The following is a 20,467-nucleotide window of genomic DNA, read 5'->3' as shown; positions in this document are numbered from 1 at the left end:
TGCGGCTTGTAAGGTTGTTTCAAGGCAATACCGACCATGAGGATTTTTGATGAAGCGCGAATACAAGCGAACAGTGAACACTGCGGCCGCCAACGGCCGGGAACGCTTCGTTGCAGGGGAAGTCCCGGCTTCACGGGCCACCCAGGACCGGATTGAAATCCCCGAGTTTGAGCCAACGCTCATTCCCGAGGGCGACATCACCCCCGACAGGTTCCTGGACCGCGAACTGAGCTGGCTGGCATTCAACGCCCGGGTTCTGGAACTGGCTGAAGACCCGGACCTGCACCTGTTGGAGCGTGTGAACTTCCTGTCGATCTTCGCCTCCAATCTGGACGAGTTCTTCATGGTGCGCGTGGCCGGATTGAAGCGCCGCATTGCGGCCGGCCTTGCCGTGCCGTCGCCCGCCGGCCTCAGCCCAGTGGAAGTTTTGGAGCAGATCAGCGACGCCGCCCACGAGTTGCAGGTCCGGCACTCCCACGTTTTTGCCAGCCAGATCCGTCCGGCACTGGCGTACGAACACATCCACCTGGTGCATTGGGATGAGCTGGACGACAAGGCCAAGGTCCAGTTGTCTGCGATGTTCGCCGAGAAAATTTTCCCCATCCTCACCCCGTTGGCCGTGGACCCGGCCCATCCATTCCCCTACATTTCCGGGCTGTCCCTGAACCTGGCTGTTGTGGTGCGCAACCCGGTCAGCGACAAGGAACTCTTTGCCCGCCTGAAGGTCCCGGACCTGCTGCCCCGGCTGGTGTCCGTTGACGGTCCGCGGGCCGGCATGGTGCCCGGACGCGTGGCCCGCTTCATCTCACTTGAAGAGGTCATCGCCCAGCACCTTGACCAGTTGTTCCCCGGCATGGACATTGTCGAACACCACTCGTTCCGGGTCACCCGCAATGAGGACCTTGAAGTTGAAGAGGACGACGCCGAGAACCTTCTGCAAGCCCTCGAGAAGGAACTGCTGCGCCGCAAATTTGGGCCGCCGGTCCGCCTCGAGGTCGCCACCGACATCAACCCGAGCGTCCTGGCCCTCCTAGTGCGCGAACTTGACGTTGAGGAATCTGAGGTTTACTCGCTGCCGGCTCCCCTGGACCTGCGCGGCCTGTCAATCATCGGCAGCATCGACCGTCCGGACCTGCGCTACCCCAAGCATGTGGCCCACACCTCCCGCGACCTCAACGCCTCGGAGACTTCCAAGGCGGCCAACGTGTTTGCCGCCATGCGCCGTCGCGACATCCTGCTGCACCATCCCTACGACGCCTTCTCCACTTCGGTGCAGGCATTCCTGGAACAGGCTGCGGCCGACCCCAAGGTCCGGGCCATCAAGCAGACCCTGTACAGGACTTCCGGCGACTCCCCCATCGTGGACGCCCTGGTGGATGCTGCCGAGGCCGGCAAACAGGTTTTGGCCCTGGTGGAGATCAAGGCCCGTTTTGACGAGCAGGCCAACATTTCCTGGGCCCGGAAGCTGGAGCAGGCCGGCGTGCACGTGGTGTACGGAATTGTGGGGTTGAAAACCCACTGCAAGCTGTCCCTTGTCGTCCGCCAGGAGCAGGACGGGCTGCGCCGCTACTGCCATATCGGCACCGGCAACTACCACCCCCGCACCGCAAGATACTACGAAGACCTGGGGTTGCTGACTGCCGACAACCAGGTGGGCGAGGACCTGTCCAAGCTGTTCAACCAGTTGTCCGGATATGCGCCCAAATCATCCTTTGACCGCTTGCTGGTGGCCCCGCGCTCCGTCCGTTCGGGCCTGATTGAACGCATCGACGCCGAAATTGCCAACAAGAAGGCCGGGCTGCCCGCGCGTGTGCGCATCAAGGTCAACTCGATGGTCGACGAAGCCATTATCGATTCGCTCTACCGTGCCTCGCAGGCCGGCGTGGAGGTTGGCGTCATTGTGCGCGGCATTTGTTCCCTGCGCCCGGGCGTTCCCGGACTCAGCGAAAACATCACCGTCCGTTCGGTCCTTGGCCGCTTCCTTGAGCACTCACGGGTGTTCACCTTTGCCAACGGCGGAGACCCCATTGTTTACATTGGTTCTGCGGACATGATGCACAGGAACCTTGACCGCCGGGTTGAGGCACTTGTGCAGCTTTCCAACAAGGAAGACATCGCCGAGGTCAACTCGCTGCTTGACCGCTACCTGGATCCAGGCACTGCCAGCTGGCATCTGGACTACGACGGCGAATGGAAACGCCATCATCTCGACGACGAAGGAACGCCCCTGCTCGATGTCCAGTCTTGGCTGCTCGCGAGCCGTTCACGTCCGCGATCAACACTGCACCGGTAATGCGCACAACTGAAAATCTCGATGAAACCGTCGACGAAGGCACAGGCGTCTCCATTTACGCTGCAGGCGCCCTGTGCTGGCGGGTGAAGAAAAAGAAGCTCGAGCTGCTTTTGATCCACCGCCAGCGCTACGACGACTGGTCCTGGCCCAAGGGCAAACTCGACAAGGGCGAGACACTGGCCGAATGCGCTGTGCGTGAAGTGTACGAAGAGGTGGGCCTGCCCATCACTTTGGGAATTCCGCTGCCCGCCATTCAATACGCGGTGAAACCCGGCCTGAAGGAAGTCCACTACTGGGCTTCCGCCACGGATGACATGCCGCCCGTCCCCGACGGGAAAGAGGTCGACTCCGTCATTTGGTGCAGCCCCAACAAAGCCCGCGGCCTGCTGTCCAACCCGTCGGACCTGGAACCCCTTGAAGCCTTGGTTGCAGCCCATGAAAACGGGACTCTTGACACCTGGCCGTTGCTGATCATCCGGCACGCAAAGGCCAAGCCCCGTGCGTCATGGACACGGGCCGAAGGCGAACGCCCGTTGGCCGCGACTGGAAAACGCCAAGCCCTGTACCTGCAGCGACTGCTGATGTCCTGGCACCCTTCCCGGATATACACCAGTGGCTGGATGCGGTGCATCGCGACAATGTCGCCCTACGCCCAGGCGACAAAGGCCAAGGTCAAGGTGGTTCCCTGTCTGACAGAGGCTGACCACAAACGCCATCCGAACAAGGCCGGAGCTGCCATTGAAAAATTGTTGACCAAGACAAATTCCACGGCAGTGTGCACCCACCGCCCGGTGCTACCAACCATTTTGGCAACATTGGCCACCCACATGTCCCCTGCGCTCAGTGCTGCCCTGCCGTTGCTTGATCCGTATTTGTCTCCCGGCGAAGTCCTGGTTGCCCATGTTTCCATCGCCGAACCAGGGCGGATCGTGGCCCTGGAGCAGCACAAACCGTACGAGGACTGACCTGCCACGCCTCCCTGTGGCGGTTGGGGCTTCCCTGTGGCGGCGGGGAAGCCACCCTTAAAATCCAAGCCGAACGTAGCATTTCGACACGTTGTTCCCCTTTACCGAACTCCGGTACGTAACATTGAAGCGAATACAGGATTTCGCTTGCCAATGTCGCCGCAAAGGATATATACGATGTCTTCACTCGAATCACTCCCCGTCTTGGACTTCTCCCGACTGAGCGCGGGCCCGGAAGAGGCCGCCGCATTCCGGGACGAACTGCGCAATGCAATGCATGAAGTGGGCTTCCTTTATCTGGCGGGCCACGGCGTGCCGCAGGAGCTCACTGATGCCATGCTCGACATCTCCCGCCGCTTTTTTGACCTCCCCGAGGATCTGAAGCTTGCGGTTGAAAACGTTCACAGCCCCCAATTTCGGGGCTACACCCGCATGGGCGGGGAAATTACCGATGGCGCCACCGACTGGCGCGAGCAGATCGACATCGGCGTGGAACGTGACGTGGTGGAGCCCGGCGACGGTGTTCCCAGCTACTGGCGCCTCGAGGGCCCCAACCTGTGGCCGGGAGGATTGCCCGAGATGCGCGAGGTCGTATCCGAGTGGACCGAGCGGCTCAGCGCCATTTCCCTTGACCTTCTGCGGGCCCTTGCCGTGTCGCTTGGCGCACCCGAGGACACCTTTGACGCTGCTTTTGCCGAACGAGCCTTCCCCCTCTTGAAGATTGTGCGTTACCCCGGCGAATCCAACCCCGACCCCGTACAGGGCGTGGGTTCACACCGCGACGGCGGCGTGCTGACACTCCTGCTCGTCGAGCCTGAGAAGGGCGGCCTTCAGGTGGAATACCAGGGGACGTGGATCGACGCACCCCAGGTGCCCGGAACCTTTGTGGTCAACATTGGCGAGATGCTCGAGCTGGCCACCAACGGGTACCTCAAGGCGACCCTGCACCGCGTCATCTCCCCGCTTCGCGGCACCGACAGGATCTCCCTGCCGTTCTTCTACAACCCGGCCCTTGACGCCACCATGCCCCAGCTCGCCGTCAGCCCGGAGTTCCAGGCCAAGGCACGCGGAGTGTCGGCCGACCCGGGCAACAGCCCCATTTTGGAAACGTATGGCGACAACGCCCTGCGATACCGGCTGCGCGCGCACCCCAATGTTGCCGCAGTCCAGCACCCGGACCTGCTCGAGAAGTAGTATTTTCGGCCAACTCGAAGTTGTGGTGACTTAGCCGGTTCGAAACAGCAGCTGATGCACTTGCCCCGATCGAAACTGCAGCTGATGCTGTTTCGGCCGCTGTTTTATCGCATCTGCTGCAGTTTCGAATTAAACCGGCCACCAATTTCACATCTGCTGCTGTTTCGATGCGCAGATGCACTGGTTCCAGCCTGTTCGCAGCTATGGTGGCTGGGAACGCGTCTGCCCGTGACCACAATTGCGCGCTCGGGCCGCCTCGGGCACGACATAAGCGGCGAACTCTTTCCCCTGAACTCTTTGTACCGTACGCTCGGTACAAAGAGTTCGGAGTTACGGGGGAAGCGATGCTTGGAATCAACTGGATGGAACTGCTCGTCCTCGTGGGGACGATCGGGGTCGGCGCTGCCGTGGTGGTCTATCTGGCCCTGCGGATGTTTGTATGGAGCAAGGCTGCATCAAAGTCGTTGGAGCATATCCGCAAGCACGCCCTGTGGACCGGCATCATCGCGTGGGCCTTCAGCAGCCTGACCGGCGCCAGCCGGGCCGGGCTTTATTCGCCCCGTCAATCGACTGACTCCTTCGATTCGACCATTCTTCACCCGGTTGACCCTTGGTCCACGATTCCCTTCTTTTGGCTCATCGTCCCGGTCGTGGCCGTCATTCTGGTTCATTTGGTCGGCCAACTTTCCTGGCCGGCACCAAAATCTGCCAAGCGCGTGGCCGTCCTGGAGTTTCGCAGGGTCCGCGATTACGTGCAACCAGCCCTGGGATGGACAGCTCTCGGCATCTTCCTGCTCGCCGGGGGCGCCCTCATGTGGCTCTCGTTTGCCCCTGCCTTTCCCAGCCGCAACTCCGGACGAACCTCGGAAGGACTTTTCCCGCTCCCCCTCGATGGACGAATTCCCGGCTGGATGCTTGCCACAGCACTGGGCGCTTCGCTGGTCGTCCTGGCCGCCGGAACCATTCTGGTCATGCGGCTCATTGCCTCACGCAGGTCTCTCGAGGCGCTGAGCCCCGAGCAAAACACCACCCTGCGGACCATCGGCATGAACCGGCTGCTGCGTGTCTCGGCCACTGTCGCCTCGGGGCTGGCCGCCATAGCCGGCAACTACCTCACCCAACCGGCCCCGGATTCCCCCGCCACTTCATGGGTGAACTGGCTGGCCATCGTCAACGTGGCGGTCCTCATCGCCATGCTGTTCTGGAAGCCGCCCTTCCTTGACGCCCCCTCGGACGACGCCGGATACAACACTTTGCATGTCCCGGGACCTTCCACAGCGCTTGCCTCGGATGACGGACCCGCGGCCGCCAAGCTCACCAATTCTGCCAGCGCAGCAATCTTTCCGGCCGCCGTCGCCGGTGCCGCCGCGGGCTTTGCGATGCATGGCTGGTTTGGCCTGACGGGAATTGTGGCTGCGGCAGCAGTCTTCGTCCTGCTGGCCCACCTGGCCATGGAATTCCTCCTTCGACGCAACTATGCAACCCCGGGCACACCCCGCGGCAGCTTGGGTGTCTTGCTGCCGCGGCCGATGTACCTTGCCTTTGCGGTCGCAACAGTTGGACTCGTGCTGGCACTCATCAATGCCCACAGGGTTGCCACATCCGGCACCCCGAATTCATGGGATGGGCTGGACGCTCCGGCTGCCATGTATTTCGTGCCCGGCGTTGCTGCGCTGGCCGTTCTGGCCCTTGGCCTGGCAGTCATGTGGTTTGTCCTGACCCGGCCGCGACTGGGCAATGCCCCTGCAGCCCTGGACAGGACCCTGCGCCGCCGCTCGTTGTTCCGAATTGCCCGCACCGTCACCGGCAGCTGGTTCGCCATTCTGGGGATCCTCTTGATCATGGTTCCCGTGGCCCCAGATCCCAATGCGCTCGTTCCTCGATTTGAATCAGGCATTTTCGGCCTCCTGTGCAATGTCATTGCCGTACTTGTTGTCTTCTACCCCATGCGCGCCTTCACCCCTGCCGACTTCATGCCGGCAACAAAAAACCACACGAGCCTGAGCAAGTAGCGCGCCATGGAAGCCCAGATTGTCATCGACCTGGAAACAGCCACGCCTCCGTACGAACAGGTCCAGAGACAAATCTCATCGCTGATTGCCGTCGGTGAGCTTCCACCGGGCACTCGGCTGCCCACCGTGCGCAGCCTCGCCGCCGACCTCGGGGTCGCAGCCGGCACGGTGGCGCGCGCCTACAAGGAACTCGAAGCCGCGGGACTCGTCACCACCAACCGAAGGCAGGGAACCGTCGTGGCGGCAATGGCGTCCGTGTCGGTCTCCCCAGCCGGCGCGGAAGGCCCCGAATGGGGCCCCAACCGCGAGATCACCGCTGCCGGGGCCCACCGCGTGAGAGCCGCTGCGAACTTGCGAGCAGAGGGCACGGCTGGGGAGGTGATGGCCGCCGTCGAACATCTCATTGAGGCTGGGGACCGGGCCGGGCTGGATGGGAAGATGCTTGTCACACTGGTGCAAGGTCGCCTGAACCAGCGCGGCAAGTAGACTGTTGGCGTGACTATTTTGACCCCATATGAGGACATGCTGCGCGATGTGCAGGCCAACGGCACCGCGAAATCGGACCGCACCGGCACCGGCACGCGAAGCGTTTTCGGCCGCCAGCTGCGCTTTGACCTGAGCGAGAGCTTCCCGCTGATCACCACCAAGCGGGTGCATTTCAAGTCGGTCGCGATGGAGCTGCTGTGGTTCCTGCGCGGCGATTCGAATGTGCGCTGGCTGCAGGAGAACGGCGTCAAGATTTGGAATGAATGGGCGGACGACGACGGCGAGCTGGGGCCCGTTTATGGCGTCCAGTGGCGCTCGTGGCCCACGCCCGACGGCGAGCACATCGACCAGATTGCCCAGGTCATGGAGTCGCTGCGGGAGAACCCCGACTCGCGCCGGCACATTGTTTCGGCCTGGAATGTTGGCGAGCTGAAGAACATGGCACTGCCGCCGTGCCACGCCTTCTTCCAGTTCTACGTTGCCCCCACCGAGGACGGCCGCGGTAAGCTCAGCTGCCAGCTGTACCAGCGCTCCGCGGACACGTTCCTGGGCGTGCCTTTCAACATTGCGTCCTACGCGCTGCTGACCATGATGGTGGCGCAGCAGCTGGACATGGAACCGGGCGAATTCATCTGGACCGGCGGCGACGTGCACATTTACGACGACCATGTGGAGCAGGTTGCCGAGCAGCTAACACGGGAACCGTACCCGTACCCGAAGCTGCGCTTCACCCGCAAGCCGGACTCCATCTTTGACTACGACTTTGCAGACTTTGAGCTGGTCGACTACCAGCACCACCCCTCGATTAAGGCGCCGATCGCTGTATGAGCACCCCCACGTACCGCTTCAGCCAACCCGTCGTGGGCATGATCTGGGCCCAGACCAGCCAGGGTGTGATCGGGGCCGACGGCGGCATGCCCTGGCACCTGCCCGAGGACATGGCCCACTTCAAGCGCGTCACCACTGGCCACCCCGTGGTCATGGGACGACGCACCTGGGAATCCTTCCCGGACAAGTTCCGCCCGCTGCCGGACCGCACCAACGTTGTGGTGACCCGGCAGGAGGGGTGGGGCGCAACGCCAGAGGCGAGTGGCGCCGTCGTGCTTGACTCGCTGGAGGAGGCCCTCGTCGAGGCTCAACTTTCCCCGGGTGGCCACGAGGTGTGGGTCATTGGCGGCGGCCAAGTCTATGCCCAGGCCAAGGAACACTGCAATGTCGCGGTCGTAACCGTTATCAACACTGATGTGCCAGGCGATACGCAGGCGCCTGCACTTGGCCCGGAATGGTCGTTCCGCGGGGGGTCGCCCGTTGAGGGTTGGCACACCGCCAAGAACGGCACCGAATACCGGATCACCCTGTGGGCCAAGGGCGAGACTGAATTTTCGGCCGAGTAGGAGTTGATGGGGAGTCCACCCCATCGCGGGCAATCGCTGCCGTGGCTATGCTCGTTCTAGACTTGCAACAACTTTCCTGTCCCCCTACCTCCCGGAGCGACCATGTCTGAAATGCTGGGTGCCGACGTTGAAGAACTTCGGGCACTGGCCCGGGACTTCTCCGGCAACTCACAAAAACTTGCCCAGGCGCAGAAACTGATCGACGGTGCCGTGAACCAGCTTCCGCGCTATTGGCAGGGGCCGGATGCACAGCGTTTTGCCTCGCAATGGCGCGGCCAGCACCGCGGCATCATTTCGCGGACTGCCACCATGCTCGACGAGTCTGCCCGCGAACTGAACAAGCACGCCGTCGAGCAGGAGCAGGCCAGCTCCGCTTCGAGTTTGACCGGACCCGCCGGCAGCGGCGGCGATGGCGATGGCAAGAGTCCCATCCCCCAATTTGGCCCGGACTGGCTGGCGGATGAAGACTCACCATTCCGAAACGGTTGGGACGCCTACAACTGGGCCAAGCTGATCCCCAACATGCGTGCGGGCGTCTTTGACATCGCAGCCATGGCGAGCAAGGCCAACCGGGCAGGTTTCTGGGACAAGAATGCTTGGACGGCCTTCCAACGAAGCAATGCCTTTAGCCAGTTCTCAAACATGTCCTCGAACCTCTTCGACGGCAAATGGGGTTCCGCATTCAAGGACGTGGCCCAACTGCCGGAAACCGGCAAGGCGTTCAAATTCCTGGAAGCCGGCGGTCACGCACTCGGCGTGGCGGGCGTCGGTTTGGATGTCATAGATGGTGTCAATCATCTGGCCAACGGAGAGTATGAGGAAGCCGGCTACTCGGCGGCAAAGGCCGCCCTCGGCGTCATATCATTTGCGCCGCCACCTGTCGGAACAATTGCGGCAGTGGCCAGCGGTGGTCTGTTCCTGTACGACAACGTCCCCATCATCCACGACTCGGTAAACTTTGTCGGTGAAAAGATTGGCGAGGGCGTCGGAGCCACTGTTGATGCTGTCGCCGACACTGGCAAGAAAGTTGCCAAATTCTTTGGCTTCTAGGAATTTGTTTTCCAACAATGAGGAGAAATGATCTTGACTCAGGCAACTACGTCCGCTGCCCAGGGATTCCCGGACGCCATCGGCTTCGGTTTCGCCGAACTCGTTGCACTGCTGAATCTGGTCCGTGGCGACGCCACCACAGCCAGTGCTGCTGCCCTGCGCCTTGAACAGGAACTGGACGATGACAAGGTCCTGTTTGCTGGGGCTTCCTCGCTGGTGGCGAGAGGGTTCGCCACTGTTGAAGCCGGAGGTGAGCTGAGCATCAGCGGCCCGGTGGCCGCAGTAACCCACGCCTTGACCACGGCCACGCGACGCATGGAAATTTCGCTCCTCACGGCGGAGGGTGGCGACAGCGTTATTAGTGTGGATGCCCCGAACTACGGCATCATTCTTCAGCCCCGCGCCTACCTGACGTGGTTCGCCATGGCCCAGAAGCCGGAGATCTCCGCGGCTGAGGGAAACTTCTGGATTATGCGCAAGCACCTGGAGGAGAACCCGTCGGGCGGCGCCACCATCAAGCGCCGTGAAGACGCCACAGGGCAGGAACTCCTGCTCAAGCGCGAAGGATCCTCCTGGACGGTGGGTTACAACTCCACCGGTCCTGCAGACATTGAACCCATCACCGGCCTTACAGATGCAGACGTGCTCCAGCGCATCCGCGCGATCCGCCAGGAGTAGGGGATGGCAGCAGACCCACAACGCCAGTGGCGGGACCAACAGGCAACTGCCTGGCACGAGCAGGCGGTCGCCAGCGGCCAGACTCGCTACCTGCGGCGCGCCTTCAACGGCGAACTCGTCAGCTACCTCCCGGAGGAATATGGCGTGGGGCGCACCGGGCTTGGTCCCAAAATCTACACCGTCTGGGGACATGGAATCCTGGTCGCCGGTCAAATAGCGATACTGTGCCTATTCCTGTGGGCTTTGAGCGTGGGTGTTCGCGGGGGGCACACGGACATCCCCGCCGGACTGTGGATTGCCTTTGGATTCTTTGGCCTAACCATCGTCTACACCACCTCCAACCTCGTCAAGGAAGCCAAAGCCACACGCCTGCGGCGCCAGCGGGGCCTTCCCACGCCGAGGGAATAACCTGCCCGAAATAACGATCCCAACCCCTTCAATGTGAATCAATATGCACAAGAATACGGGCCTGGAGGGGTGCCGCCAGACTACACATTCCATGCCAAGGCTCCGCGTCAAAAACCCAACGCCATCCGGGCACTGAGCATTGTCCTGTTGTTCATTGCCTGCATTCCTCTTTACCCGGTGTCCAATGCCGGTTTTGCCAGGCCGGGCGTCCTCTACGCCGGCCTGACATCGGCAGGCGCCGCAGCAGCAGGAACCTGGGGCTTCACCATCGCCCGCAGGCGGCAACAATGGCTCACCGCCAAAGGCGTGCCGCGCAAGTACTGGTAGCTTGCCCCGGCAGCACCCACCCGGCCGGCCCCGCACCCAACTGCAGGGGCGCACGGTGGTGCGAAACGCCGTCGCACGTGTTCATTGGGTGAAACGAACTTCAGCCGATTTGCCCCTCCCCCCTAAACTGGAAGCATGACCAATAACAGTGTTCCCTCCGTCGGCCTTGTCGGCTGGCGCGGCATGGTCGGTTCCGTTCTGCTGCAGCGCATGCAGGACGAAGGCGACTTCGGCGATGTCAACCCCGTCTTCTTCTCCACCTCGAACGCCGGCGGCAACGCCCCGGCGATTACCGGCGGCGACTCCGGCAAGCTCGAAGACGCCTTTGACATTGACACGTTGGCGAAACTTCCGATTATTGTGACCGCCCAGGGCGGGGACTACACCACCCGCGTGCACACCGAGCTGCGCAACCGCGGCTGGGACGGGCTCTGGATGGACGCCGCCTCCACGCTGCGCATGAACGACGACTCGATCATCGTGCTGGATCCCATCAACCGCGACGTCATCGACGCCGGCCTGGCGAACGGCACCAAGGACTTCATCGGCGGCAACTGCACCGTCTCCTGCATGCTCATGGGCCTGGGCGGATTGTTCAAGAACAATCTTGTCGAGTGGGGCACCGCCATGACCTACCAGGCTGCTTCCGGCGGCGGCGCGCGCCACATGCGCGAGCTCCTGAACCAGTTCGGCACGCTGAACTCCGAGGTTTCTTCCGAACTGGACAACCCGGCGTCGGCCATCCTGGAAATCGACCGCAAGGTCCTGGCCCACCAGCGCGAGGGCATCGACTCCGCGCAGTTCGGCGTGCCGCTGGCCGGTTCGCTGATCCCCTGGATCGACGCCGATTTGGGCAACGGCCAGTCGAAGGAAGAGTGGAAGGCCGGGGTGGAGACCAACAAGATCCTGGGCACAACTGCGTCCAACCAGGTCATCATGGATGGCCTGTGCGTGCGCATCGGCGCCATGCGTTCGCACTCCCAGGCACTGACCCTGAAGCTCCGCGAGGACCTGTCGGTGGCCGAGATCGAGTCGCTGCTGGCCAACGACAACGAGTGGGCCAAGGTGGTGCCAAACACGAAGGAAGCCTCCATGGCTGACCTCACCCCCGTCGCCGCATCCGGCACCCTCGAGGTCCCCGTGGGCCGCATCCGCAAGATGGAGATGGGCCCCGAGTACATCAGCGCGTTCACGGTGGGCGACCAGCTCCTCTGGGGCGCCGCCGAGCCGCTGCGCCGCATGCTGAAGATCGCCGTCGGCACGCTGTAGCTTTAACCCTTCACAGCTGTGTGGCAGTTGTTGGCTTTCGTCCAACAACTGCCACACAGCTTTTTTATGGGCCGTTAAGGGGCCAGGAACTTGGCGTATTTCCTCGCCGCCATGTCCAGGGCCTTGTCCTGGGTTGGGCTGAGCTCCGTGAAGAATTCCGGAAGCACGACGCCGGACAGTTGCCTTTCCCGCTCAGCAGCACCCTGCGCTTTCCGCCAGGTCCCGGCGACCTTCCCGCCGGCCACGACTGTCGCCTTGAACATGCCATTGTTGCCCGGCACCGTCAGTTGCGCATGTTCCGGGGCCAGGGCCGCGGTGCGGTCCGTGTAGCCCAGCAGGTATTCGTCAAAGCCCGGCAGCAGCAGGACCGAACGGGCGCCATTGACAGCGCGTTTCGTCCCTGCGCCGCCCAGCAGCTCGGCCGTTTCCGGTGACAAATGGTACTCCGTGCCATTGCACTCGAGCGTTTCCAGCTGATTCGCTATCTGGGTGAGCCCTGTCTTGATGTCCTTCAGTGTCAGCTTCGACCACCACTGAAAATCCTTGACGGTGGCCGGCCCGTGGCTGCGGAAGTAGCGCAGCGCCAATTCGGCCAGTGCTTCGTCCCGGTCCAATATCCGCGGGTGCTTGATCCATTCTTGTGAGCTGACGTAAAACTGCCCGTTGCCGTTTCCCGTGTTGACGGGTCCCTGGACGAGGGTTCCCCCAAGGCAAAGCAGGAACAGGAAGTGGTAGCCGCGCTGGACTTTGGTCCCCTGCCCGGCCTGCTCGAATGCGGCAAGCAGTTCCTCACGCGTGACGCGGCCGCCTGACTGTTCCAGCAGCGCCAGGGCTAGGCCGCGCACCTGCTCGAGGTCCGGCGTCGTAATCCCCAGTTGGCGGTGGCGGGTTGCCAGGGATGTGATCATGCGCTCGCGGGTGAGGGAGAGGATCCAGCCAAGGTCCTCGGCGGCGGTGACGTGCAAAGTTCCACGCATGGGCGAGGAGCGGACGAGTTCGCCGCGGTTGAAGGCAGCTTCCACGTCCGCGCGGGTGCTCCCGGGTGAACGCAGTCCGATCGACCACAGTGCGCCGGGGAAGTCCTGGCCCTGCAGCGCCGTCAGGGAACGCACAACGTCCACCGGCCCCGGGCTGGGACTGGTGGACGTCGGGAGAATCATTTGGGCGGCGAGGCGGAGCCTGGCAAGAACGGCGGGGGTGACGCTAGGTGTCATGCACCCAATCTAGCGTCTACGCGGCCGGGTGGGCCCACGACCGCGAGGGGCCCCGGCCGAGGAACGAGGCTGGGGAGCGGGTGGGGAGCGTTACCGGGCGGAGCGCATGCTGGCGGTGATCGGGCACTCGAAGGGATCCCGCTGGCCCAGGCCAACCCGGTTCAGGTAGCGCATGACGATCATGTACGACTGGCCGAGGGTGGTCTCGGTGTACGTGATGTTCCGCTCGGCGCAGTACTCCCGGACCATGGGCTGGACGGCCTTGAGGTTCTTGGAGGACATGGTGGGGAACAGGTGGTGTTCGATCTGGTAGTTCAGGCCGCCCATGCCGACGTCGACCCACCAGCCGCCGGAAATGTTGCGGCTCATGAGGGTCTGGCGGCGCATGAAGTCGATCTTGACATCCTTGGGCACCAGCGGCATGCCCTTGTGGTTCGGGGCGAAGGCGCAGCCCATGTACAGGCCAAGGCCCATGATCTGCACGGCGACGAACGCCAGGCCGATGCCCCACCCGAGGAACCAGACGGTCAACGCGGGCAGCAGCACGAGGCGGACCACCAGCAAGGCGATCTCTGCCGTGCGTTCGGGCACAACCTGCCTGCGGTCCAGCACGCGCTTCACGGCGGCAATGTGCAGGTCAAGTGCGGCAAGGGTCAACAGCGGGAAGAAGAACGCGCCCTGTCGGCGGGCAAACCACTTGGCAAAGCCGGTGCGCTTGGCAGCGTTCTCCGGGTCAAACACGAGGGCGCCGGGATCAATGTCGCCGTCCACGCCAATCTTGTTCGGGTTCAGGTGGTGCTTGCCGTGCTTGTTCATCCACCAGCCGTAGCTCAGGCCCACGAACAGGTTGCCGGCGATGCGGGCCAGCCACGCGTTCTTCTTCGCGGAGGCGAACACCTGGCGGTGCGCGGCGTCGTGGGAGATGAACGCCGTCTGCGTGCACATGAAGGCGAACAGCACGGCGGTAATCATCTGCCACCAGCTCTGCCCGAGCGTCAGGAACAGCGCCAGCACGGCCAGGTAGCCAATGCTTTGGCGCACGATGCGCAACACGTACCATTTGACGTCGCGTTCCATGTATCCGGCGGCGCGAACCTGCTCGCACAGCGCGATGAAGTCCGTGACGTGGCGGTCCCGGGCCGGACGTTTGCGGGCGGGCTTGGCGGCCGGACCACCGTCCAATAGTTCGGTGGAATCAAGCGTTGCGGATGTCATTGTGCTCCTCTTGGTGCCTCACGGATGCCCAAATCATCACGTAAACGAAAAAGTCTGAATCTACCTTCTAGGTTACGTAGGCGGAGGCGCCGCGCACATCACACCCGGGAGCCGTCTTGACCCCGTACCCGGGTATGGGGCACCCGGGCGTGCGGGGTCCCGGGCCCGCCACTCGGTGCCGGGTGTGCTTAGAGGGAGCAGCCCGCCAGGACCGGTTCCGGCACCAGCGCGATGCCGAATTCACGGACGACGCCGTCACGCACCTCCCGCGCAACAGCGAGGATGTCCTCGGTGCGGGCACCGCCACGGTTCGTGATGGCGAGGGTGTGCTTGGTGGACAGGGAAGCGCGCGGCGGGGTCCCGGCGTCGGACTTCCCGTCGGAAGAAACGCCGGCAAGCTCCCCGGCAAGGCCGAAGCCCTTGGAAAAACCCGCGTGCTCGATAAGCCAGGCGGCGCTGAGCTTGGTGAGGTCCCCTGCCGGCCAGCGGGGCGCGTCGGCCGGCAGCGAGTTGGCGACCTCGGCCGTGACGAGGGGGTTGGTGAAGAAGGAGCCGGTGGAGAAGGTGTCGCGGTCGGCCGGGTCCAGGACCATGCCCTTGGATGCGCGCAGGGCCAGGACCGTGCGGCGAACCTCGAGGGAGTTGGCGCGCTTGCCGATCTCGACGTCGAGGCGGCGGGCCAGCTCCGAGTATTTGATGGGGGCGCTCATCCGGCCCAGCAGGAGCTGGAATTCAACTGTCAGGACCACGTAGCGCGGCGAACCGTTGACGGTGGTGGCCTTCAGCAGCGAGTCGCGGTAGCCGAACTTGAGCTCGTGGCTGGTGAACGTGTGGACAGCGCTCTTCTCCCGGTCCCAGGTGCGCACGGCGGCGATGGTTTGGGCGACCTCGCAGCCGTAGGCACCCACATTTTGCACGGGCGTGGCACCGGTGCTGCCGGGAATCCCGGACAGTGCCTCAACCCCGCTCCATGCGTGCAGGACGCTCTGGTGCACAAAGTCGTCCCAGTCATGGCCGGCCTGGACCACCACGGAGGCCCCTCCGCAGGAGTCCTGTGAGTTGGCCGCATAGCCCTGGCTGGCGATCTTCAGCACCGTGCCGGCAAAACCCTCGTCCGAGACCACGAGGTTGGAACCACCGCCGAGCACCAGCAGCGGCTCGCCGGCGTCGTCGGCTGCCCTGACGGCGGCAATGATTTCCGCCTCGGTGCCGGCCACCACATATTTTCGGGCGGGGCCGCCCACTTCGAGGGTTGTCAGGGAACTTAGAAACTTTTGCTCTTTCACGTTTCCAGACTATCTTGTGCCGGCATCCTGCTGGAGATCCAGGTATTTGGGCTTGCGCACCACGGGGGTGAGGAAGAATGCCACGACAAGCATGACCAGCACCGCCAGCAGGGAATGCAGCACACCAACATGCTCGGCCAGGAGGCCCAGCAGCGGCGGCCCGCCCAGGAAGGCGCCGTAGCCGACCGTGGACACAACTGACACGCGGGCGGCCGCATGCTCGGGATCGTCGGAGGCCGCAGACATGGCCACGGGGAAGCCAAGCGCCGAACCCAGACCCCAGAACACAAGTGCCGCAAGGGCCACTTCGGCTGTGGGTGCGAAGACAAACAAGCCCAGGCCAAGGACGGCCAGGGCCGCACCAACGCGCAGCACCACCACCCTGCCGTACCTGTCCAGCACCACAGTTCCGGCGAAACGTCCAATCGTCATGGCCGACACAAAAATGCCATACCCGACAGCACCCAGGGCGGCCGTGGAGTCGTGGCCGTCAACCATGGCAAGGGCCACCCAGTCCCCTGCAGCTCCCTCAGCCAGGCCCAGGCCAAGCACCAGGGCGCCCAGCATCAAGGTGCGTGGATCACGCCAGGCGGCAGCGATTTTAGCCTTGCCCGCAAGCTTCGCCGCCTGCTCGGTGCTGAGGGTGTCGGCCGTGGCGGCGGCGGTGATGTCAGCCGTGCCGGCGGTGATGATCGGGATGGGGCCGGTGCCGGGCACTGCGCTGGCTTCCGCCACGTCCACCATAGCGGCCGTCGAGCTGGGCCTGTCCGCCTGGTAATGGCTTGTTCCGATGACCACGGCAGTGCACGCAACGAGGGCGACAACGGACAGGTGCAGCGCAACAGGCACGTGGACGGAAGCGGCCAGGGCGCCCACGCCGGCACCCACCACGGTGCCGATGCTGAAGGCGCCGTGCAGCCGGGGCATGATTTGCCGCCCCAGCGCCCGTTCAACGGCGGCGCCCTCAATGTTCGAAGCCGTATTCCAGCTGGCGGTGCCCAGGCCCACAATGACAAGCCCGACACCCACCACCGCGGTTTGGGAGAACACGGTGGCCCCGAGTCCGACGACGATGACGCCAACGGTTTGAATGATGGCGCCGAACCGGGACGTCAGTTTTGAGCCCAGGCGCAGCACGATCAGCCCCGAGGCGGCCACCGAGACAAACGAGCCCAGCGACATGCACAGCAGCATCAACCCGACCTGGCCGGGGGTCAGGCCCAGGTCGTCGCGGATGGCCGGGATGCGGGAAACCCAGGTGGCAAAGACCAGTCCGGAACCTGCATATGCTGTGACTACACCGTTGCGCCAGGCGCTGATCCGGTCTGCGGGCAGGGCCCGGTTCACGCCACGCGGACCGTGGCCTGCGCCTTGACCAAAACTTTCTGGCCGCCCAAGGTGACTGTCAAGTCAATCCGTGCGGTCCCGGCGTCGTTGTTGACGGCGCCAACCACCCCGAGGACCTCGACGACGGCGCCCGGACCGGCGTCCACGTCGGCCACCGGGACAGGCTTGGTGAAGCGGGTGCCATAGGACACGACGGCGGCAGGGTCACCGATCCAGTCGGTCACCAGCTGCACTGCCGCACCCATGGTGAACATGCCGTGGGCGATGACGCCGGGCAGCTCCACCTCGCGGGCAAAGCGGTCGTTCCAGTGGATCGGGTTGAAGTCCCCGGAGGCTCCGGCATACTTCACCAGGTCTGCGCGGGAGATCTCAAGGGTGCGTGAGCCGATCTCGGTGCCCACGGCCAAATCTGCAATGTTGATGCTCATTACTGTCCCTCCCCGCGGACCAGGATGGCTGACACGGTGGTGGCAACTGCCTCGCCGTCGACAGTTGAAATTTCGGCGCGCGTGGTGATCATGGCGCCGCCGCCCATGCCGCGGACGGTGTCCACGTGCAGCTCCGCGCGCAGCTCATCGCCCGCGACGATGGCCCGGTGGTGGGTGAATTTTTGCTCCGCGTGCACGACGCGCGAGAAGTCTATGCCGGAGTCGGGGTCGTTGATCAACAACGCATCCGCACGCTGGGCCACGATGATGGCGTAGGTGGGCGGTGCCACCAAGTCTGCATGGCCCAGGGCCTGCGCTGCGGCAACCTCAAAATGGGCTGCATTGGTGGCCTTGACGGCCCTGGCGAAGTCCCTGACAGACTCCCTGCCAACACTGTATATTTCGGCTGAAGGATAGCTGCGCCCCTGCAGCTCGGGATTGATGCTCATGGCTTAAGCCTATAGCCCGGAAGCAGGCGGGCGCACACTAGGGCCGCGCGTTGGACCGCATGTTGTCAACGATCGCCAGCAGCGATGCCACATCCATGTTTTGCTGCGTGTCATCCTGCCTCCTCACTCCCGTGGGAAAGCCAAACAAGGCGGCGTTGTAGTACATGCCGTCACCCAGGAGCATCACGGCGTGGGACACCGCGGGATCGCCAATGTCGCTGAGAATCAGTTCATACCAGCGGGCATGGATCTCGGAAAAAGCCTGCCGCACGGTGTCGTCCTCGCTTTGGCTCAGGCGCATGGCGGCGACGATCACGCGGTCAAAGGGTGTGCTGCCGAAGACGCTGGTGCGAATGTAATAGCTGGCACAGCCTTCCGGGTCCGCGGCCATCGCCGCGAAATCCAGTGCCGCATAGTCATGCAACTTGGCCAACAGGCCCTCGGTCAGCGCTTCCTTGCCCTTGAAGTGGTATAGCAACCCGCCCTTGGAGACGCCGGCCGAGGCGGCGACAGCGTCCAATGTTGCCGCCCTGGGCCCGTCGCTGATGAGCAGGTCCTCGTAGGCGGAGAGCACCCGTTCGCGTGCTGGGGGTTGTGTAGTCATTAGTCCACCCTACAAGAAGTGATGGAGTGCACCAACCAGACGGTACACTAAACCGTCTGGACGGTATAGAATTTGAACATGGCGATTTCTGCAGTCACTCCCAAAACTGGTTTGTCCGAAACCACACCACGCGCCGGCGCCCGCACCTGGATAGCCCTGGCCGTCCTCATGCTGCCCGTTTTGCTGGTGTCCGTGGACAACACGGTGCTCAGCTTCGCCATCCCCGCCATCTCACTGGCGTTGACTCCCTCAGCCTCGGAGCTGCTGTGGACCATCGACGTCTATCCCCTGGTGCTGGCCGCACTGCTGGTGCCCATGGGCAGCATGGCTGACAGGTTCGGCCGGCGCAAGCTGCTGCTGATCGGCAGCACCGGTTTTGCCGTGGTCTCCGTGTTTGCGGCGTTTGCCCCCAACGCCGGGGCGCTCATTGGCTACCGTGCGCTGCTGGGCCTGTTCGGCGCCATGCTGATGCCCTCAACCCTGTCCTTGATCCGCAACCTGTTCCTCCACCCCGGCCAGCGCCGCAAGGCCATCGCCATCTGGGCCGCCGGCTTCTCCGGCGGCGCCGCCCTGGGCCCCATCGTTGGAGGCTTCATCCTGGAACACTTTTGGTGGGGAGCCGTGTTCCTCATGAGTGTTCCCGTGCTGATCCCGCTGCTGATCCTGGCACCGATCTTTGTGCCCGAATCCAAGGACCCCACCCCGGGAAAGATTGATGCCCTGAGCATCCTGCTTTCCTTCGGAGCCATGGTCCCGACCATTTTTGGCATCAAGGAAATTGCCCAGTCCGGGCTCTCGGTCCTGAACGTGGTTCTCATCGTGGCGGGCCTGGGCCTCGGCGCCCTGTTTGTGCGCCGCCAGCTGCGCCGCGTGAATCCCATGATGGACGTGACCTTGTTCAGGAACCCCGTCTTCAGCGGAAGTGTCAGCGCCAACCTCCTGAGCATCTTTTCACTCGTTGGGTTCCTGTACTTCATCACCCAACACCTGCAGCTGGTGGTGGGCCTGTCCCCCACCAACGCCGCCTATGTCCTGGTGCCCGGCCTTGCCCTGACCATCGTCTCCGGGCTCGTGGCCGCGTCCCTGGCCAACAAGTTCCGCCAGTCCTGGCTGGTGGCCGGCGGACTGTTCCTGAACGCGGCAGCCTTCCTGATCGTTGCGTTGAACACCGATGGTTCCGTCATCGGCATTATGGTGGCATTCCTGGTTCTGGGCGCCGGCGTGGGAACGGCCGAGACCATTTCCAACGACCTCATCCTCTCCGCGGCTCCTCCGGCCAAGGCAGGTGCGGCGTCGGCAATCTCGGAGACCGCCTACGAGGTGGGCTCAGTGCTGGGAACCGCCGTGCTGGGCAGCATCCTGACCGCGTCGTACAGGATGAACATTGTGGTTCCGGCCGGCGTGCCGGAAGACGCTGCAGATACGGCGAGCCAGACCCTTGGCGGCGCGATTGACGTTGCCGGCACGCTGCCTGCACCGCAAGGTGCGGCGCTGCTGGAGTCGGCCAAGCACGCCTTCGACTCCGGCTCATCCACGGTTGCCCTGGTCAGCATGGCCCTCATGCTCGGGGCGGCACTGATGTGCCTGCGGGCCCTGCGCAATGCGGTGGCCAACCCGGAGCCGGTGGACCACTAAGCGCCACGCCCCGGACAGCCATGCCCCGGACGGATGACGGAGCCATGGCCCGTCAAAAGTCTGGAAGCATGAAGCCACATCACACGGCAACCGTTGCTGTCATGCCTGCCCTCACGGCGCCGACTCTGGCCGGCATGTGGAATGACTATGAAGGCGATTTCCCGGATCGGCGTTAGCGTGTGGCGTGCAGTGCCGGCTCGTCCAGGACCGCGC

Annotated in this window: 20 protein-coding genes; 13 read left to right on the top strand and 7 right to left on the bottom strand. The window is 63.6% G+C overall.

The window, feature by feature from the left end:
* Positions 1-49: 49 nt before the first annotated feature.
* The 12 genes from AC1L6K_RS05135 (at position 50) to asd (ending at position 12,076) form a co-directional block, all read left to right on the top strand.
* Positions 50-2,293, top strand: coding sequence for an RNA degradosome polyphosphate kinase (locus tag AC1L6K_RS05135; RefSeq protein WP_480951649.1), 2,244 nt, complete (start codon positions 50-52; stop codon positions 2,291-2,293).
* Positions 2,293-3,258 (top strand): NUDIX hydrolase, encoded by a 966-nt coding sequence (locus tag AC1L6K_RS05130; RefSeq protein WP_480951648.1) that lies wholly within the window; start codon positions 2,293-2,295, stop codon positions 3,256-3,258. Before AC1L6K_RS05135 ends, AC1L6K_RS05130 begins: the two co-directional genes overlap by 1 nt.
* Positions 3,259-3,435: 177 nt before the next feature.
* A complete protein-coding gene (locus AC1L6K_RS05125) occupies positions 3,436-4,452 on the top strand; it encodes an isopenicillin N synthase family dioxygenase (RefSeq protein WP_480951647.1) in 1,017 nt (338 codons plus the stop codon).
* Positions 4,453-4,814: 362 nt separating this feature from the next.
* A complete protein-coding gene (locus AC1L6K_RS05120) occupies positions 4,815-6,464 on the top strand; it encodes a hypothetical protein (protein ID WP_480951646.1) in 1,650 nt (549 codons plus the stop codon).
* 6 nt (positions 6,465-6,470) lie between these two features.
* Entirely contained in the window at positions 6,471-6,950 is a 480-nt protein-coding gene (locus AC1L6K_RS05115) for a GntR family transcriptional regulator (protein WP_480951645.1), read from the top strand.
* Between the two features lie 9 nt (positions 6,951-6,959).
* Positions 6,960-7,778, top strand: a complete 819-nt coding sequence (locus AC1L6K_RS05110) for a thymidylate synthase (RefSeq protein WP_480951644.1) — start codon at positions 6,960-6,962, stop codon at positions 7,776-7,778.
* Entirely contained in the window at positions 7,775-8,344 is a 570-nt protein-coding gene (locus AC1L6K_RS05105) for a dihydrofolate reductase (protein ID WP_480951643.1), read from the top strand. Before AC1L6K_RS05110 ends, AC1L6K_RS05105 begins: the two co-directional genes overlap by 4 nt.
* 102 nt (positions 8,345-8,446) lie before the next feature.
* Positions 8,447-9,394 (top strand): WXG100 family type VII secretion target, encoded by a 948-nt coding sequence (locus AC1L6K_RS05100; RefSeq protein WP_480951642.1) that lies wholly within the window; start codon positions 8,447-8,449, stop codon positions 9,392-9,394.
* Between the two features lie 33 nt (positions 9,395-9,427).
* Entirely contained in the window at positions 9,428-10,072 is a 645-nt protein-coding gene (locus AC1L6K_RS05095; RefSeq protein ID WP_480951641.1) for a hypothetical protein, read from the top strand.
* A gap of 3 nt (positions 10,073-10,075) precedes the next feature.
* A complete protein-coding gene (locus tag AC1L6K_RS05090; protein ID WP_480951640.1) occupies positions 10,076-10,480 on the top strand; it encodes a hypothetical protein in 405 nt (134 codons plus the stop codon).
* A gap of 69 nt (positions 10,481-10,549) precedes the next feature.
* Positions 10,550-10,807: a hypothetical protein gene (locus AC1L6K_RS05085; RefSeq protein WP_480951639.1), complete on the top strand. Its 258-nt coding sequence runs from the start codon at positions 10,550-10,552 to the stop codon at positions 10,805-10,807.
* A 135-nt stretch (positions 10,808-10,942) separates the two neighbouring features.
* A complete protein-coding gene (gene asd / locus AC1L6K_RS05080) occupies positions 10,943-12,076 on the top strand; it encodes an aspartate-semialdehyde dehydrogenase (protein WP_480951638.1) in 1,134 nt (377 codons plus the stop codon).
* A 74-nt stretch (positions 12,077-12,150) separates the two neighbouring features.
* Here the strand turns inward: asd and AC1L6K_RS05075 are convergent, their stop codons facing one another.
* From AC1L6K_RS05075 to AC1L6K_RS05045, 7 genes are all read right to left on the bottom strand, one after another.
* Entirely contained in the window at positions 12,151-13,290 is a 1,140-nt protein-coding gene (locus tag AC1L6K_RS05075; protein WP_480951637.1) for a winged helix DNA-binding domain-containing protein, read from the bottom strand.
* Positions 13,291-13,380: 90 nt separating this feature from the next.
* A complete protein-coding gene (locus AC1L6K_RS05070; RefSeq protein ID WP_480951636.1) occupies positions 13,381-14,505 on the bottom strand; it encodes a fatty acid desaturase family protein in 1,125 nt (374 codons plus the stop codon).
* A gap of 188 nt (positions 14,506-14,693) precedes the next feature.
* Positions 14,694-15,791 carry a UDP-N-acetylmuramate dehydrogenase gene (locus tag AC1L6K_RS05065; protein WP_480951635.1) on the bottom strand — a complete coding sequence of 366 codons (1,098 nt, stop codon included), beginning with the start codon at positions 15,789-15,791 and terminating at the stop codon, positions 14,694-14,696.
* Positions 15,792-15,800: 9 nt separating this feature from the next.
* Complete coding sequence (locus AC1L6K_RS05060; RefSeq protein ID WP_480951634.1) at positions 15,801-17,138, bottom strand: MFS transporter; 1,338 nt, start codon at positions 17,136-17,138, stop codon at positions 15,801-15,803.
* Positions 17,135-17,566, bottom strand: a complete 432-nt coding sequence (locus AC1L6K_RS05055) for a MaoC family dehydratase (RefSeq protein ID WP_444529677.1) — start codon at positions 17,564-17,566, stop codon at positions 17,135-17,137. The genes AC1L6K_RS05060 and AC1L6K_RS05055 overlap by 4 nt, the downstream gene beginning before the upstream one ends.
* Positions 17,566-18,015 carry an FAS1-like dehydratase domain-containing protein gene (locus AC1L6K_RS05050; RefSeq protein ID WP_480951633.1) on the bottom strand — a complete coding sequence of 150 codons (450 nt, stop codon included), beginning with the start codon at positions 18,013-18,015 and terminating at the stop codon, positions 17,566-17,568. Before AC1L6K_RS05050 ends, AC1L6K_RS05055 begins: the two co-directional genes overlap by 1 nt.
* Positions 18,016-18,052: 37 nt before the next feature.
* Positions 18,053-18,619: a TetR/AcrR family transcriptional regulator gene (locus AC1L6K_RS05045; RefSeq protein ID WP_480951632.1), complete on the bottom strand. Its 567-nt coding sequence runs from the start codon at positions 18,617-18,619 to the stop codon at positions 18,053-18,055.
* A gap of 78 nt (positions 18,620-18,697) precedes the next feature.
* Between AC1L6K_RS05045 and AC1L6K_RS05040 the strand changes: the two genes are divergently transcribed.
* A complete protein-coding gene (locus AC1L6K_RS05040) occupies positions 18,698-20,254 on the top strand; it encodes an MFS transporter (protein WP_480951631.1) in 1,557 nt (518 codons plus the stop codon).
* The last annotated feature ends 213 nt before the right edge of the window (positions 20,255-20,467 follow it).

The organism is Specibacter sp. BI4 (assembly GCF_056680095.1).
The sequence above is the reverse complement of the archived record's forward strand: the minus strand, read 5'-3'. Positions and strand labels throughout refer to the sequence as shown.